This window comes from Streptomyces sp. NPDC048270, from assembly GCF_040652335.1.
Taxonomy (GTDB): domain Bacteria; phylum Actinomycetota; class Actinomycetes; order Streptomycetales; family Streptomycetaceae; genus Streptomyces.
The window spans coordinates 66,307-83,931 of record NZ_JBEZLV010000028.1 but is presented as its reverse complement, the minus strand read 5'-3'; the positions used below and the strand labels follow the sequence as shown (position 1 = coordinate 83,931).

At 78.5% G+C, this 17,625-nt stretch carries 4 protein-coding genes; 3 read left to right on the top strand and 1 reads right to left on the bottom strand.

Annotated features, from left to right (window positions below):
- Window positions 1-9 precede the first annotated feature (9 nt).
- Window positions 10-414: an ACT domain-containing protein gene (locus AB0D66_RS23920; protein ID WP_362306998.1), complete on the bottom strand. Its 405-nt coding sequence runs from the start codon at window positions 412-414 to the stop codon at window positions 10-12.
- Here AB0D66_RS23920 and AB0D66_RS23915 point away from each other — a divergent pair.
- From AB0D66_RS23915 to AB0D66_RS23905, 3 genes are read left to right on the top strand one after another with little or no spacing between them, the layout of a single operon-like run.
- Complete coding sequence (locus AB0D66_RS23915) at window positions 379-7,917, top strand: amino acid adenylation domain-containing protein (RefSeq protein WP_362306995.1); 7,539 nt, start codon at window positions 379-381, stop codon at window positions 7,915-7,917. The two genes, AB0D66_RS23920 and AB0D66_RS23915, sit on opposite strands and share 36 nt — an antisense overlap.
- Window positions 7,914-13,931: an amino acid adenylation domain-containing protein gene (locus AB0D66_RS23910; RefSeq protein ID WP_362306992.1), complete on the top strand. Its 6,018-nt coding sequence runs from the start codon at window positions 7,914-7,916 to the stop codon at window positions 13,929-13,931. Before AB0D66_RS23915 ends, AB0D66_RS23910 begins: the two co-directional genes overlap by 4 nt.
- Window positions 13,928-17,611, top strand: coding sequence for an amino acid adenylation domain-containing protein (locus tag AB0D66_RS23905; RefSeq protein ID WP_362306989.1), 3,684 nt, complete (start codon window positions 13,928-13,930; stop codon window positions 17,609-17,611). The genes AB0D66_RS23910 and AB0D66_RS23905 overlap by 4 nt, the downstream gene beginning before the upstream one ends.
- The last annotated feature ends 14 nt before the right edge of the window (window positions 17,612-17,625 follow it).

Below are 17,625 nucleotides of genomic sequence, written 5' to 3'. Positions count from 1 at the left end.
TCCCCGGCTTCAGCCCGACGAGAGAGTGTGCCCGGCCGCTTCCAGCGCGGTCCGGGCGCGCTCGTACTTCTCGGCCGGTACGAGTACGAGATCCGCGTCGAACGTCGACGCGGCGAACACGCCGACCCCGGCCCCCGCCAGCGGCACCAGCAGGCCCGCCAGCATGCCGGGCAGGTCCAGGTGGTGGGCGTCGGCCCCGTACAGCCCGCGCCAGGGACCGCTGACGGACCCGGCGCCCGCCGGCAGGCGCCCGGCGCACACCACGGTGAGTCCGTCCCGGGCCCGGGTGACCGAGGACCACGGCAGGGCCGGCAGCGGGGGCACGGCGGCATCCGGGGGCAGTCGGTGCACCCACAACTGGTCAGGGAGGACGTAGAGGTGCTGCGGAACGATGGTGACGGAGAGTTCGGCCATGGGGATGACCTTACGGCGGCCCGTGGCGCCGAACAGGCCGGGTTCTGGCTCCCGCGGCTGACCGGCGCCTGCCTCGAACCGCTCCTCGAGCCCGAGGCCGCCCCGGCCGCCGGCGCCGGCGGGAGCGCCGCGGTCGCCCCCGAGGCCGCCGCGGCCCTGCACGCGATGACCGGCGGGGCCCCGGGGGGCCTGCTGCTGCTCACCGTCGCCGCCGCCCGGATCGCCCTCGCCGGGCTCACCGGAAGCGCGGGACCCGCCGGAGCCGCCGGCCAGGCCGCACCGGGGCGCGTCCCCGTGGTGGTACCGGCCTTCGGCCCGGCCGCCGGATCCACCGCCCCGCAGCCCGAGTTCGCGCTGTTGGCCCCGCTGGACCCGGCCGCGCCCGCGACCTCCTTCCTGGAAGCCCTGCACGCCGAGCTGGAGCAGGCCGCCGCCCGCCCCTGGCAGGACCGGGACACGCTGAGCACCCGCCTCGACGCCGTCACCCCCGGCGCGGGCGCCGGCCTGGCCCAGCTCGCCGTCGTCTGCCCGGCCCTGTACGGGGACCGCTCGCCGGAGCCGTCGGCCGCGCTCGTGCTGCGCGTCGAACACGCCCCGGACGGCGGCCTGTCCGTCGGAGCCGACGGCACGGCCGCCCTCACCGGGGCGCTGCCCCGCTGCGTGGCCGCCGTCCTCGAAGCCCTCGCCGCCGACCCGCGCCGCACCCCCGAGGACATCGACGTGCTCGGCGCCCCGCTGCGCGCCGAACTCCGGGACCTCGCCGCCCTGCCCGCCCCCGCCGCCTTCGCACCGACCACCCTCACCGGACTCTTCGACGAGGCCGTCCGCCGCACCCCCGATGCCGTCGCCGTCACCGGCGAGGGCCGCACCCTGACCTACCGGCAGCTCGCCGCCGAGGCCGTGCTGGCCGCCGCCGCGCTGACCGCCCGCCACGGCATCGGCCCCGGCGACGCGGTCGGCGTACTGGCCCCGCGCGGCGCCGGCCTCGTCACCGCCTTCCTCGCCGTCCTGCGCACCGGCGCGGCCGTCGTCCCCCTCGAACCGCGCCAGCCCGCCGCCCGCATCGCCCTGCTGGCCCGCCTCAGCGGCGCCGCCCTCGCGCTGCGCGCCGACGGTGTCGGACCCGCCGACGCGGAGCTGCCCGTACCGGTGGCGGACCTCGCCGGCCTGCTCACGGACAGGGCCCCGGACGGGAACACGGACACGGACACGGACACGACCACGGCCGAGGTCCCGGACCGGGCCGAGCCCGGCGCCCCCGCGATGATCCTGTTCACCTCGGGATCCACCGGCACCCCCCGGCCCGTCGCCGTCCACCACGGCCAGCTGGGCCACAAGGTGCTCACCGGGGCGCCCGCGCTGGGCATCGACGCGCGGACCCGTACCGCCATGCTCTCCGCGGTCACCTCCGACGCGACCGCCTTCCAGGTCTTCACCACGCTCACCACGGGCGGCACCCTCGTCGCCGTCGGCGACCCCGACCGGCTCGACCCCGACGCGCTGTGGCAGCGGGTGCGCGACGGCGAGGTCAACCTCGTCAACTGCGTGCCCGGCCTCTTCTCCGTCCTGCTGCGCGCCCTGCCCGAGGACGCCGAACTCCCCCTGCGCCACCTCCTGCTGGGCGGCGACACGATCCCGCGCGGCCTGCTCCCGCGCACCGTGGGGCGGCTGCGCATCGGCACCTTCGCCAACCTGTACGGGCCCAGCGAGGCCACCGTCGAAGCCACCATGTTCATCCGCGACGGCGCGCTCGCCCAGCGGCTCGACCGGGTGCCCGTCGGCCGGCCCTCGCCCGGCTACGGCGTCTTCGTGGTCACCCCCTCCGGGGAGCTCGCCCCGCCCGGCGTGACGGGCGAGATCCAGATCGCCGGACCCGCCGTCGCCCCCGGCTACCGGGGCGACGCCGAGGCCACCGCCGTCCGCTTCGGACGCTCCCCGCACGCCGGGGACGCCCCCGTCTTCCGCACGGGCGACCAGGGCCGCTGGAACGCGGAGGGCGAACTGGAGTTCCTGGGCCGCGCCGACGGCCAGGTGCAGATCTTCGGCACCCGCGTCGAGACCGGCGAGGTCGAGCAGACCCTGATCGGGCACCCCGGCGTGGTCGAGGCCGTGGTCGTGCCCCGCACCGCAGGCGACGGCACCGTGACCCTGCACGCCTGGTACGTGGCCCGGCGCGGCCCCGCCGGCTCGCCGGAGCACGCCCCCGTCCAGCCCGCCGCACTGGCCGACTGGCTGCGCGAACGGCTGCCCGCAGCGATGCTCCCGGCCGCCCTGCACCGGCTGGCCACCCTGCCGCTCACCGTCCACGGCAAGGTGGACCGGGCGGCGCTGCTCGCCCTGCCCACCTCGCCGAGGGGCGCCGTGTGGCAGCCCGTCGACCCCGTGGACCGGCTGGTCCACGACGCCTGGACCGAGGTGCTGGGCCGCCCGCCGCTCTCCGCCCACGAGGACTTCTTCCGGGCCGAGGGACACAGCCTGTCCGCCGTCCAGCTCGTCGCCACGCTCTGCGAGGGCACCGGCCGGCCCGACGCGGCCCGCGTCCACGAGGTGTTCGACCTGCGGACCCCGGCCGCGCTGGCCGACGTACTGCGCGAACGCGGCGCCCTGCCCCGCGGCCGCACCGCCTCCTCCCCGGCCCCGACCGCGGCCGACGGGGCCGCGCCCGCCCCCCGCCCCGGCAACACCTTCCCCGCCTCCAACGCCCAGCGCCGGATGTGGCTGCTGGACCGGATGGACCAGTCGCCCCTCCCCCCGTACACGATGGTCGAGGCCTACCGGCTCGACGGCGCCGTGGACGAGCCCCGCCTCGCGGCGGCCGTCGACGAGCTGGTGGCCCGGCACGCCTCCCTGCGCACCGTCCTGCGCCAGACCCCCGAGGGCCTGACCCAGGTCGTCCTCGACCCGCCCGCCGGCGTCCTGCGCACCGAGCGCGGCACCACGCCCGAGGAGGCCTTCGCACGGGCCTGCCGCCGCCGCTTCGACCTCGCCGAGGGCCCGCTGGCCGAGATCGCCTGGCTGCCCGGCGCCGAAGCCGGCGGGGTGCTGCTCTTCACCGTGCACCACGCGGTGTGCGACGGCTGGTCCTTCGGCCTGCTGATGCGCGACCTGCTGGCGTCGCTGACCGGCCGGGCCGGGGACCGGGAGCCGGCCCCCGCCTACACCGAGCACACCGAACGGCTCGCCGCCCGGCTGGCCGGCCCGGCGGGCGAGGCGCACCGCGCGTACTGGCGCGAGCGGCTCGGCCGCCTGCCCGAACCGCTGGAGCTGCCCGCCGACCGCCGGCGCCCGGCCGCCCGCAGCGCCGCGGGCGGCACCGTACGCCTCACCCTCGGCCCCGAACTGGTCCACGCGCTGGGCGAGCTGTGCCGGGAGAGCGCCGCCACCTCCTTCATGGGCTTCACCGCGGCCCTGCGCGTGCTCCTGTGGCGGCTGTGCGCCGAGCCGGACGTCCTGCTGGGCACGGTCGTCGCCGGCCGGCCCGACCGGCGCTCCGCCGAGACGGTCGGACTCTTCGCCAACACCGTCGTCCTGCGCACCCCGGTGGACACCGCCGGCTCCTTCCGCGAGCTGCTGGCCGCCGTACGCACCACCGCGCAGGAGGCCATGACGCACCAGGAGTACCCCTTCGAGCAGCTGGTCGAGGACCTGGCGCTGACCCGCGACCCCAGCCGCAACCCCGTCTTCGACGTGCTCGTCGAGACGGCCCTGGACGACTCCGTCACGGGCGCCGACGGCCTGGCCGTCCGCCACCTGCCCTTCGAGCAGCCCGTCAGCGACTTCGACCTGGCCTTCAGCTTCCTCGACGGCCGGACCGGCGGCGAGGGCGAGCTGTGGGTCGGCTACACCGACGACCTCTTCGACCGGGACAGCGCCCTGCGCATGGGGGAGCGGCTGGTCCGGCTCCTCACCGGCCTGCTCGCCCGCCCGGACGCCCCGCTCGCCGAGGTCCCCCTGCTGCCCGCCGCCGAACGGCGGTTCCTGCTCGACGAGGTCAACGAGACCGCCGCGCCGTTCCCCGCGGACCGCACCCTGCTGGACCTGGTCGAGGAGCAGGTGGCCGCGCACCCGGACCGGCCCGCCGTCGTGCACGGCAGCACCGTCCTCGGCTTCGCCGAGCTCGACGCCCGCGCCGAAGCCGTCGCCGCGCGCCTGCGGGAGGCCTGCGCCGCGGGCCCGGGCGCGCTGGTGGCCGTGGTCACCGAGCGCACCGAGTGGATGGTGGTGAGCGCGCTCGCCGTCCTGAAGACCGGCGCCGCGTTCGTCCCCCTCGACCCGGAACAGCCCGGCGACCGGCTCGCGTTCGCCCTCGCCGACAGCGGGGCCCTCGCGGTGCTCGCCGACGGCGGCTACCACGCCAAGGCCGCCGCCCTCACCGACCTGCCGGTCCTCGATCCGCGCACCGCCGCTGCGGACGGCGCCGCCGCCGACCTGCCCCCGGCGCCCCGGGCCACCCCGCGCGACCTCGCGTACGTCATCTACACCTCGGGCTCCACCGGCCGCCCCAAGGGCGTCATGATCGAGCACCGCGGCATCGTCAACACCGTCCACTACCGGGCCGGCTACTACGGGTTCGGGCCGGACGCCGCCGTGCTCCAGGTGCCGCCGCTGCACTTCGACAGCGGGGTCAACGACATCTTCTCCGCGCTGGTCGCCGGCACCCGGGTCGTGGTCCTCGGCAAGGACCGGCTCCTGGACGTCGAGCACGTGGCCGAGGAGATCGGGCGCAACCAGGTCACCCACATCATGCTGGTCCCCAGCCTCTACCAGCTGATGCTGGAGCGCTGCGCCCCCCGGCTGGTCTCGGTCCGCCAGATCGTCCTGGTCGGCGAACGGCTCCCCGAGGCCCTCGCCGCCCGCCACGCCGAACTGCTCCCGGACACCGTCCTCTACAACGAGTACGGGCCCACCGAGGACAGCGTGTGGACCACCGTCCACCAGATCACCGACCCGGGCGCCGACATCCTGATCGGCCACCCCATCGCCAACAAGACGGTCGACGTCATCGACGCCCAGGGGGACCTGGCCCCGATCGGCGTGCCCGGCGAACTGTGCATCTCCGGCGCCGGCCTGGCCCGCGGCTACCTCGGCAACCCGGAGCTGACGGCCGACCGCTTCACGCCCCACCCGCTGCGCCCGGGACGGCTCATGTACCGCACCGGCGACCGCGCGGCCCGCCGCCCCGACGGCAACCTGCTCTTCCTCGGCCGCATCGACGACCAGGTCAAGATCCGCGGCCAGCGGGTCGAGCCGGGCGAGGTGGCGGCCGCCCTGGCCGGGCACCCGGACGTACGGCGCTGCGCGGTCCTGGCGGTGCCCGACGAGCGCGGCGAACTGGGCCTGGTCGCCTACGTGGTGGGCGCGGCCGATCCGACCGCCCTGCGGGCCTACCTCGGCGAGCGGCTGCCCGCCGCCATGGTGCCCGGGACGTACGTGGAGATCGCGGAGCTCCCGCTGAACCCGAACGGAAAGCTCGACCGGCGCGCGCTGCCGGCCCCGCCCCGCGAGGAGGCCGCGCCGCGCCTGGACCTCAGCCCCACCGAGGAGCGGGTGGCCAAGGTCTGGACGGCCGTGCTCGGCGCGCCGGTCACCGACCCCGACACCGACCTGTTCTCCGTCGGCGGGCACAGCCTGACCGCGGCCCGGCTCGCCGCCGCGCTCCAGGAGGAGTTCGGCGTACGGGTCCCGCTGGTCACCGTCTTCCAACAGCAGACCGTCCGAGCCCTCGCAGCGGTACTCGAACAACCGACGACGGCTCCGGCGGCCACGGCCCCGGCCTCGGCTGCTCCGGCCCCGACCGCCCCGGCCCCGGCTGCTCCGGCCCCGACGGCCCCGGCCTCGGCTGCTCCGGTCCCGACCGCCCCGGCCCCGGCTGCTCCGGCCCCGGCTGCTCCGGCCCCGACCACGACGGCCCCGACCACCCCGGCCCCGACCACCCCGGCCCCGACCACCCCGGCCCCGGCGGCCCCGGCCCTGGCCGCCGCCGGCCCGGCTGTCAGCGGTGCGGCCGCCGGCGCGGCAGCAGCCGTGTCCGGCCCGTCCGCCGCCGACGGCCCGGCCTTCGGCGCCGTGGGCGCTGTCGCCCGGGCGGCAGCGCCCGCCCGATCCGCCGGGCCCGCCGCAGGCGTATCCGCGCCCGACGGCGAGGTCCTGCCGCTCTCCCGGGCCCAGCGCCGGATCTGGATGGCCGCGCGCACCAGCCCCAGCCCCGTCGCCCTCAACATCACCGACGCGGTGCGGGCCGGCCGGCCGCTGGACAGCGGCCTGCTGCGGGCGGCCGTCGCCGCCCTCGCGGAGCGGCACGAGGTGCTGCGCACCCGGGTGGCCGTCATCGGCGGCACCGCCCGGCAGGTCGTCATGGACCGGCTGCCCGACGGGCCGCCGCTGTCCGTCGTCCACGTCGGCCCCACGGACGGGGCCGTCGCCGCAGCGGTCACCGCCGCCCACTCCACGCCCTTCACCCTCGCCACCGGACCGCTGTTCGCCGTCCGGCAGCTGACCGGCCACCCCGGCGGCGACATCCTGGTGATCACCGCCCACCACCTCGTCTACGACGGGGACAGCGCCGCCCTGGTCGCCCGCGACCTGCTCGCCGCCTACGACGCCCTCGAAGCGGGAGCGCGCCCCTGGGACGGCCGCCCCGCCCGCCCCTACCGCGACTGGGTGGCCGAGGAGGCCGCCTGGCTGGAGGGCCCCGAGGCCGCACGCCAGCGCGCGTACTGGACCCGCACCCTCTCCGGGCCGCTGCCCCGGCTCGACCTGCCGGGCAGCGGACCGCGCGCGGGCGCCGGCCGCCAGGGCGCGGGCGTGGTCCGGCGCGCGCTGCCCGCCGCCGTGCTGCACGCCGCGGCCGAGGGCGGCTCCGCCACCCCGTTCACCGCCCTGCTCACCGCCTGGGCGCTGGTGCTGCACCGCCGCTCCGGCAGCGCCGAGGTGGTCATCGGCTGCCCGGCCGGCAACCGCGACCGCGCCGACATGGCCGAGGTCGTCGGCTGCTTCGTCAACGCCCTGCCGGTCCGGCTCGCACCCGGCGAGGCCCACAGCACCGCCGAACTCCTAACCCAGGTCCGCGACCGGCTCGCCGAGGCCTACGACCACGCCCGCTTCCCCTTCGACACCACGGTCGTGGAGATCGCCGAGCGGCCGGCCCCCGGCCGCCGCCCCGTCTACGACGCCGGCCTGAGCTGGGAGACGTCCGAACGCTCCGACGACGGGCCCGCGTTCCTCCCCGCGGACCCCGAGCAGGCCCCGCTCAGCGACGACCTGCGGATCTACGCCAGTGAGCGCGAGGGCCGGGTCCTGCTCGAACTCGCCTACGACCGGGCGCTGTTCACCGAGAGCACCGCACTGGAGCTGCTCGACGAGCTGGTCGGTGCGCTGCGCTGCCACCCGAACTGGTACCTCGCCGCCGCCGACCGGACCTCCGACGGGCCCGCGGCGCAGCACGCAACCTCCCGCACCGACGAATCCGACAGACTGCAACCCGCAGGGAGCGTCCGGCCATGACCGCAGCACCCCTCAGCATTCCGGTGTCCCGGGAACCGGCCGCCGCGGCCACGGCGCTGCGGCCCCGGCTGACCCGCGAAGGCGTCCCCGGGCACACCCGGCGCAGCCTGCCCCTGCCCGCCGCCGCCCGTACCGCCCTGCGCGGGGCCGGCGGGCACCCCGTGGACGAACTGGTGCTGCTGTGCGCGGCGGCGGCCCTCGCCGTGGCCGCCGCCGAGGACACCGACACCCCGGCCCTGACGGCCGCCGGCCCCGCCGGGCCCGTCGCCGTCACCGTCGCCACCGCCCCGGCCGGCGGCCAGGACGGGGGCACGGCCGGGGCCCTGCTGCGGCGCGTCCGCGACGAGCTGCTCGCCGCCCGCCCCGCCGGATCCCGCGCCGGGACCCTCACCGTCGCCGCCGGGAGCACGGCGCCGGCCGCCCCGGCCGGCGAGGCGCTGCTGCTCACCCTGGAGGGCTCCGGCGAGGACCGCGTCCTGCACGCCGACGCGGACACCGGGCGCTGCGAGGCCTGGTTCGCGGACGCCGTGCTGCGCTCCGTCGCCCACCTGCTGGCCCAGCTCGGCGACCCCGGCCGCGAACTCGCCGCCCTCACCCTGGCCGACGCCGCCGACCGGGAGACCGTCAAGGAGTGGGGCCGGGCCGGGTTCTGGCCGCCCGCCACACCGGCCACCCTGCTGGAGCGGCTGGACCGGGGCCACCTCGCGGGCGGCGAGGGCCTGGCCGTCGTCACCGGCGGGGCTGCGGCCGACGGAGCCGCCGAACTGGGCCACGCCCAGCTGCGCGCCGAGTCCGTGCGCGCCGCCCGCCGCCTGCACCACGCGTACGGGGTGGGCCGCGGCGACCGCGTCGCCCTGCTCGTCGGCAAGGGCCGCCACGCGCTCACCGCGCTGCTCGGCACGGTCCGGGCCGGCGCCGCCTACGTACCGCTGGACCCGGCGCAGCCCGAGGAGCGGCTCGCCGGCATGCTCGACGACGTCGGCGCCGCCGCGCTGGTGGCCGAGCCCGAACACCTCGAACTGGCCCGGGCGCTGGCCGGACGCACGGGCCTGCGCCTGCTGTCCGCCGCCGACCTGGCCGCGGACACCGCCGACCTGGCCGCCCTGCCCGAGGAGGAGCCCGAGCCGCCGCGCCCCGAGGACACGGCGTACGTCATCTACACCTCCGGCTCCACCGGCCGGCCCAAGGGCGTCGCCGTCCGCCACTCGGCGATCGACGGCTACCTCGCCTGGAAGCACGACTACCACCGGCTGTCCCCCGACACCTGCCTGCTCCAGGTGCCCGCGCTGTCCTTCGACAGCTCCGTCTCGGACGTGTTCTCCGTACTCGGCGCCGGCGGCGCCCTGGTCCTGGTCGACGCGGTGCGCCGGCTCGACGGGGCCCACCTGCGCGGGCTCGCCGAGCGGTACACGGCCACCCACGTCACCCTCGTGCCCAGCCTCTACACCGCCGTCCTCGACGAGCTGGCCGCCGCGGGCACCCTGCGCGTGGTCACCGTCGCGGGCGAGGCGATGCCCGGCGAACTCGTCGCCCGCCACCAGCTCCAGCTGCCGCGCACCCGGCTGGTCAACGAGTACGGGCCCACCGAGAACTCCGTCGGATCCACCGCCTTCGACTACCCCGCCCACCCGCTGCCCGGCACCCCGATCGGCTGGCCGCTGTCCCACACGGTCGTCGAGGTGCTCGACGGCGCGGACCGGCCGGTGCCCCCCGGCTTCCCCGGCCAGCTGCACTTCTCCGGCCCCGGCCTCGCCGACGGCTACCTGCACCGCCCGGACCTCACGGAGGCGGCCTTCCCCGCCGCGCCCGAGCAGCCCGGCGGCCGGCGCTACCGCTCCGGCGACCGCGGCTGGTGGCAGCCCGGCGGCACCCTGCAGTTCCTCGGCCGCGCCGACGACCAGGTCAAGATCCGCGGCAACCGGGTCGAACTCGGCGACGTGGAGGCGGCCCTGGCCGCGCTGCCCGCCGTGGAGACGGCCGTCGCCGTGGTCTGCCAGGGCGCGGGCGGCCGGCCCTCGCTCGTCGCCTTCGTCACCGGTCCCGCCGCCGAGACCCCCGCGGCCGTCCACGCGCACGCCGGCACCGTGCTGCCCGCACCCCTGGTCCCGGACCGGATCCTGCCGCTGGACCGGGTACCGCTCAGCACCAACGGGAAGATCGACCGGCGGGAGCTGGCCGAGCGGGCCCGGGCCTGCGCGCCGGCCGCCGAACCCGCGCCGGCCGCGGCGCCCGAGGCCCCGCAGAGCCTGGAGGACCGCGTCGGCGCCGTCTTCCGGGAGATCCTCGGCGTCGACCGGATCGGCCCCGACGACAACTTCTTCGCCTGCGGCGGCCACAGCCTGCTCGCCGTCGACGTCATCGCCGCCCTCGAACAGCGCCACGGCCTGGTCCTGGGCATCGACGAACTCCTCGACGGCCCCTCGGTCCGCGAAGCCTGCGCGGCCCTGCGCGGCCGCGGCGCGGACGGGGGCGAGGTACAGGCGGCGGCCGCCGAGGAGGACCCGGAGGGCGGCGACCACCCGCTGTCCGCCGCCCAGCGGCAGCTGTGGACCCTCGCCCGGCTCGACGAGGGCGCGGACAGCGTCCACCACCTCACCGACGTCTTCCGGATCGAGGGGCCGCTGGACGAGCGCCAGGTCGCCCAGGCCCTCGCCGACGAGGCCGCCTGCGCGCCGCTCCTGCGCGCCCGCTTCTTCGTCCGCGACGGCGAGCCCCGCCAGCGCTTCGTCTACGGGGACCGGCCGCCGCTCACCGTCCTGTGGCCCGCACCGGGCACCGACACCGCCGCGATCCTGCGCGGCGAGGCCCGGCGCCCCTTCGACCTGGAACGGCAGCCGCCGCTGCGCGCGGTCCTGCTGCGGCTCTCCCCGACCAGCGCGCTCCTCGCGCTGACGGCCCACCACATCGCCTGCGACGGCGAATCCGCCGTCCTGCTGGCCGAGCGGGTCTTCGCCCGGCTGCGCGCCCTGCGCACCGGCACGGCCGCCCCCCGGCCCGCCGCAGGCAGCTACCTCACGCACATCGCCCGCGAGGCCGCCGCCCTCGGCGGCCCCGAGGCGGAGCGGGACCGCGCCCACTGGCACACCGAGCTGGCCGCCCCGCTGCCCTTCCCGCTGCTGCCCGCCGACGGGGAGCGCGGCGCCGCGCCCGGCCCCGGCGGCTCCAGCCGCTTCCGGCTCTCCGCACAGGACACCCGGGCCGTACGGGAGCTGGCGCGCACCTGCGGCACCAGCATGTACGGGACCGGGCTGACCGCCCTGGCCGAGCTGCTGGGGCGGTTCACGGGCGAGCGCCGGATCCTCGTCGGCACGCCCGTCACCCGCCGCGACGACCCCTCGTACGCGGGGGTCATCGGAGCGTTCCTCAACACGGTGGTACTGAGCTGCGAGGTGGCACCGGACCTCGGCTTCGCCGAGCGCGCCGCCGCCACCCGCTCCGCCGTGGCCTCGGCCATGACCCACCGCGCCCACCCCTTCGAGCGGCTCGTGAACGAGCTGCCGGGGGCCCGCGACGGCGGCCGCACCCCGCTGTTCACGGTCATGTTCACCGCCGACGAGCGCGGCGCCGCCGGCACCGGCGACGGCAGCGAACTGGACGCCGGAGCCGGACTCTCCGTACGGCGGGAGCCCTACGCCGACCACGCGGCCGAGTTCGAGCTCAGCTTCCATCTGGACAACTCCGCCGAGCTGCTCGAGCTCACCGCCGAGTACGACGGCACCCTCTTCAGCGCCGCCCGCGCCACCCGGCTGCTGCGGCACTGGGCCGACCTGCTGCTGCGCGCCGCCGCCGACCCCGCCCGCACCCCGGCCGGCACGCCGCTGCCCGACGCCGAGCGCGCGGAGCTGGCCGCGCTCGCCGACACCTGCGCGGCGTACCCCGGCGCCCGGATCAGCGACGCCGCGGGGCGGCCCGTCCCGGTCGGTGTCCCCGGCGACCTGAGCACCGGCGCCGGCGCGACCGGGCTGCGGGCGCACTGGTCGGAGCGGGGCGAGCTGGTGCCGCGCGGCCGCGCCGGGCGGCTCGTGCCCGACCCGGACCGACCCGGCACCCACCTCGACCCGGCCGAGGCCGAACTGCTGCTGCTGGCCCACCCGTCGGTGCGCGCCGCCGAGGTCGGCGCCGCGGCCCCGGGCGAGCCCGGGCCCCTGACCGCCCGGGTCACCCCGGAGCCCGGGCACACGGTGAGCCCGGGCGCGCTGCGCACCCTGCTGCGCCGGGCGCTGCCGCTGCGGCTGGTCCCGGCGACCGTCCACGTCACGGCGGACGCGGGAGAGGCGGCGCCGCAGCCGGCCACGACGGCCGGGACCGCGCCCGCAGGAACCGCGCCCGTGGCGGCCGTACCCGTGGCGTCCGCACCTGTGGCGGCCGCGTCCGTGGCGACCGTACCCGTGGCGTCCGCGTCCGCGGAGGGCACCGCCGCGGGGCCCGTCGAGCTCGTCGCGCAGGCCGTCGCCGAGGCGCTCGGGCACGAACGGGTCGGGCCGGACGAGGACTTCTTCGACCTCGGCGGCGGCTCCCTGGACGCCGTCGCCGTGGCCGCCCGGCTGCGGATCGCGCTCGGCCGGGACGTCTCGCCCCGGCTCGTCTTCGACTCCCGCACCCCGGCGGCGATCGCCGGAGCCATCGCCGGAGCCGCCCCCGCAGACCCGGCCGCCCCGGTGGCCGAGGACGGGCCGGTGCGCGGACCGGTGGGCGGCCCCGCGCCCCTCAGCACCGAGCAGACCGGGATCTGGCAGGCCCTGCGGGGCGGCGCCGCCCCCGCCGCGTTCGTCGTGTTCGAGGCGCTGCGCGCCACCGCCCGGACCCTGGACCCGCACGCCCTGCGCCAGGCCGTCGAGCACACCGCCGCCCGCCACGACGCCCTCTCCTCCCGGCTCGTCGTCACCGAGGACGGGCCCCGGTGGCAGCCGCTGACCGTGCCGCGGACCGGCTGGGCCGAGGACGACCTCTCCGCGCTCCCCGACGCCGACCGGGCCGCCGCGCTCGACGCGCTGGCCCAGCGGCACCTGGAGGAGCCCTTCGACCTCGCGGCCGGACTGCTGCTGCGGGCCCGGCTGGTGCGGCTGGCCGACGACGAGCACGTCCTGCTGTTCGCCGTGCACCACATCGCCGTCGACGGCCGCTCCATGGAGCTGCTGGTACGCCAGACGGCCGACGCCTACGAGGAGTTCGCCGCCGGAGGCTGGCCGGCCGACCCCGCCGGCGAGCCCCCGCTGCGGCTGGCCGACGTGGCCCGCTGGCAGCAGGAGCGCACCCCGGCCGGCGCGGACGGGCACTGGCGCCGGGCGCTGGCCGCCGGCGAGCCGCCGCGGCTGCCGCTGCCGTACGACCGGCCCCGGCTGGTGCGCGGCGCCCTGATGCCGACGGAACTGCCCTTCGCCTTCCCGGCCCCGGGCGCCGGGGCCTTCGGCCGCGCCGACGGCCTGAGCCCCTTCGCGCTCGGCCTGACCGCGCTGGTCGCGGCCCTGGCCCGGGGCGGCGAGGGCGCGGGCGCGACTCCGGACGAGGTGTGGCTCGCCACCGTCCTCAGCACCCGGTCCCGGCCCGGCCTCGCGGACGTCGTCGGCCCGCTCACCGGCACCGCCCTGCTGCGCGTGCCGACGGGCACCGCCGACACCTACCGCGAACTGGCCCGCGCCGTCGCGGACGCGCTGCTCGCCGCACACGACCGGCCGGGAGCGGGCCTGGACGCCGTATCGGCCCTCGCGGAGGGCGAGTTCGGCGTGGACCGGGCCCTGCTGAGCCAGATCCTGGTGGTCGCCCAGGAGGACGCGGCCCCCGACCCCGGCGCCCTGTTCAGCCCGGACGGCGCCGTCGCCGCGGCCCGGCCCACCGCCACCGCCTTCGACCTCGTGTGGTCGCTGCGCACCGGCGAGGACGAGGCCGACGGCGTCCTCACGTACAAGGGCGAGCTCTTCGACGACGCGACCGCCGGCCGCCTGGTCGAACGCACCCGGCAGGCGCTGGCCGCCCTGGTCGCCCGCCCCGACGCGCTCTGGAGGGAGCAGCCGTGACCCCCGAACCCGTCGCCGTGACCCCCGAACCCGGCTCCGCGACCGCCGCCCCCGCCGGGACTCCGGCGGACTGGCAGCGGACCCTGGCCGCGCTCAACGACACGGCCGCCCCCGTCCCGGACGGGCCGGTGGCCGCGCTGCTCGCCGAGCGTGCCGCACCGGTCGCCGACCGGCCCGCCGTGGTCGCCCGCGACCGGACTCTCACCCACGGCGAACTGCACATCCTTGCCGAGGAGCTGGCGGTCCGGCTGCGCGCCCGCGGCGCCGGGCCCGGCGTACTGGTCCGGGTCTGCCTGCCCCGCTCCGCGGAGCTGGTCGTGGCCGTACTGGCGGTGCTGCGGTCCGGCGCCGCGTACGTGCCGCTGGACCCGGACCACCCGGCCGAACGGCTCGCCCAGCTGGTCGAGAGCGCCCCCGCGCCGCTCACCCTGACCACCGACGCACTGGCCGGGCTGTTCCCCGGCCCGGGCGTGCTCACCGTCGCCCTCGGCGCCGCGGCCGAGCCCGCCGCCGGGGTGTCCGTCCCGCCGGTCGGCGGCCCGCTGCCGGGCCCGGCCGACCTCGCGTACGTCATCCACACCTCCGGCTCCACCGGCCGGCCCAAGGGCGTGGCCATCGAACAGCGCTCCCTGGCCAACCTGCTGGAGGCCACCGCCGTCCCCTTCGGCCTCGGCCCGGACCGGCGCGTGCTGCAGTTCGCGAGCCCCGCCTTCGACGTCTCGGTGTGGGAGATCCTCGCCCCGCTGTGGGCGGGCGCGGCCGTCGTCGTCTTCGACGCGCCCGTCGCCTCCGCCGAGGCCCTGGCCGCGCTCGTGCGCGAACGCGGCGCCGACACCTTCTTCCTGCTCGCCGCCCTGCTGGCCCAGCTGGACCCGGCCGCCTTCCCGGCCGTCACGACCGTGGTGACCGGCGGCGAGTCCTTCAGCCGGGCCCTGGTCGACCGCTGGGCCCCGGGCCGCGACCTGATCTACGTCTACGGGCCCACCGAGGCGACCGTGTTCCAGTCCTGGCACCGGTGCCCGCCCGGCCTTCCGCAGGAGCCGCCCACCATCGGCCGCCCCATGGCCAACCTGCGCTACTCCGTGCGCGACGGCTCCGGGGCGCAGGTCGGCCCCGGGGAGGAGGGCGAGCTGTGGATCGGCGGCATCGGCGTGGGCCGGGGCTACCTGGGCCGGCCCGACGAGGCCGCCGCCGCACGCTTCGTACCCGACCCCGACGACCCCCGCCCGGGCGCCCGGCTCTACCGGACCGGGGACCTGGCCCGCCACCGCCCCGACGGCACCCTGGACTTCCGGGGGCGCGCCGACCGGCAGGTGAAGATCCGCGGCTTCCGCATCGAGCCCGGCGAGGTGGAGGCGGCGCTCGCCGCGCTGCCGGGCATCGCGGCCGCCGCGGTGGTCGTGCCCGAGGGGACGGCGCAGCCGCTGCTCGCCGGATACGTCGTCACCGACGGGCCGCTGCCCGCCGACTGGCGGGCCCGGCTCGCCGAGCGGCTGCCCTACTACATGGTCCCGGCGGCGGTGATCCCCGTGGAGCGGATGCCCAGCACCCCCAACGGGAAGATCGACCGCCGCGAGCTGGCCGCCCGGCCGCTTCCGGACACCCCGGCCGGGCCCTCCGCCGAGGCCGCGGGCGACGGCGAGGCCGCGCGCGACGAGGCGGCCGACGCCGTACGGACCGTGCTGCGCGCCCTGTTCGCCGAGGCGCTCGGTGCGCCCCTCGCGGACGACGGCGACTTCTTCCTCCTCGGCGGGACCAGCCTGAAGGCCGCCTCCCTGGCCGTGGCGGCATCGCAACGGCTGGCCGTGCCGGTGCGGGTCCGCGACGTGTTCGACTGCCCGAGCGTCACCGCCCTGACCCTCCGTCTGGCGCCACGCGCCGCCTCCGCGCGGGCCGAGGGCTCGGCCCTGAGCCCGGCCCCGGCCGAAGGCCCGGCCCCGGCCGAAGGCTCGGCCGAAGGCCCGGCCCTGGCCCCGGCCGAAGGCCCGGCCCTGGCCCCGGCTCCGGCCCTGGCCCCGGCGGAGGGCCTGGCCCTGAGCCCGGCGCCGACGCCGACTCCGGCCGAAGGCTCGGCCCCGGCCCTGGCCCCGGCCGAAGGCCTGGCCCCGGCCCCGGCGGAGAGCCCGGCCCTGGCTCCGGCGGAGGGCCCGGCCCTGGCTCCGGCGGAGGGCCCGGCCCTGGCTCCGGCGGAGGGCCCGGCCCTGGCTCCGGCGGAGGGCCCGGCCCTGGCTCTGGCCGAACGCCCGGCCCCGGCTCCGGCGGAGGGCCCGGCTCCGGCCCCGGCCGAAGGACTGGCGCCGCGCTCGGCCCCGGTCCCGGGTGACGGTGTGGGCCCGGTGGGCAGGGGCGGTCAGGGTGTGCCACGGGCCTCCGCCGTCCAGCGGTGGCTCTGGCTGGAGGACCGCACCCGGAGCGCCGGGACGGCGGGCACCGCCGCCTACCACGTGCCGATGCTCCTGGACTGCCACGGCACGGCCGACCCCGCCGCCCTGCGCGCCGCGTTCGCCCGGCTCCAGGAACTCCAGCCGCAGCTGCGCACCGTGTTCCGCGAGGAGAGCGGCGAGCCGGTGCCCGGCCCCGCGCCCGCGCGCGCCCGCCTGGAGGTCCTCGACCTGTCCGACGAGGCCGCGCGCGAGGCCCTCGTACGCACATGGGCCCACAAGCCCTTCGACCTGGCGGCCGGGCCGCTGGTGCGCGCGGCCCTGCTGCGCCGCCCCGGCGGCCGGGACCGGCTGCTGGTCGTCCTGCACCACCTCGTCGCCGACCAGACCTCCCTGGAGGTCATCGCCCGCGCGCTGGCGGGCGGACCGGTGGAACGCGCCGCGTCCCAGCCGCCCGCGCCCGGCCCGCACGAGCCCTCGTACGACACCCAGCTCGCCTACTGGCAGGGCCGGCTGACCCCGTCCGCCGCGCCGCTCCCGCTGCCCGTGGACCATCCGCGCACCGGTCCGGCGGGCCGGCGCACGGCCGTCACCGCCGTCCGCCTCGACGCCGGCGAGCTCGGCGCCCTGGAGCGGCTCGCGCGCGGCCACCGCACCGGCCTGTTCGGGGTGCTGGCCGCCGCCGTGGCCGCCTCCCTGCACGAGGCGACCGGCGCCCGCGACATCAGCCTGGGCACCGCCGTCAGCCGCCGCCCGGCCCTCGGGCCCGCCGGCGCGGTGGGCTGCCTGGTCAACACCGTGGTGCTGCGGACCGCCGTGCACGGGGAACTGCCCTGCGCGGAGCTGATCGCGGACCTCGCCGGCCAGACGGTCGGCGCGCTGGACCACGGCGGGCTGCCCTTCAGCGAGCTGGTGCGGGCCCTGGACCCGCCGCGCCCGCCCGGGCGCAACCCGCTCTTCGACGTGTGGGTGACCCTCTGGGACGAGATCGACACCGGGCCGGGCGAGCTGCGGCTGACGGGCGGTCCGATCCCGCTGGACGAGGGCATGTTCGAGCTCTCGTTCCAGTTCGCGCGGTCCGCCGCAGGCCTGTCCCTGCTCCTCCAGTACGACTCCGCGCGCTACGAGCCGGACACGGCGCGGGACCTGGCCGAGAAGGCCGCCCACGCCGCCCGCGGGCTCGCCGTGGCCGGCCCGCGCAGCCGGGTCTCCGCGCTCGCCCCCGAGGCCCCGGCGCCGCAGGCCCCGGCAGGCGGCCCGGCGTTCGCGGGATTCTCCTGGGGGAGTCCGCGGACCTGAACCGCCGGAGGGCG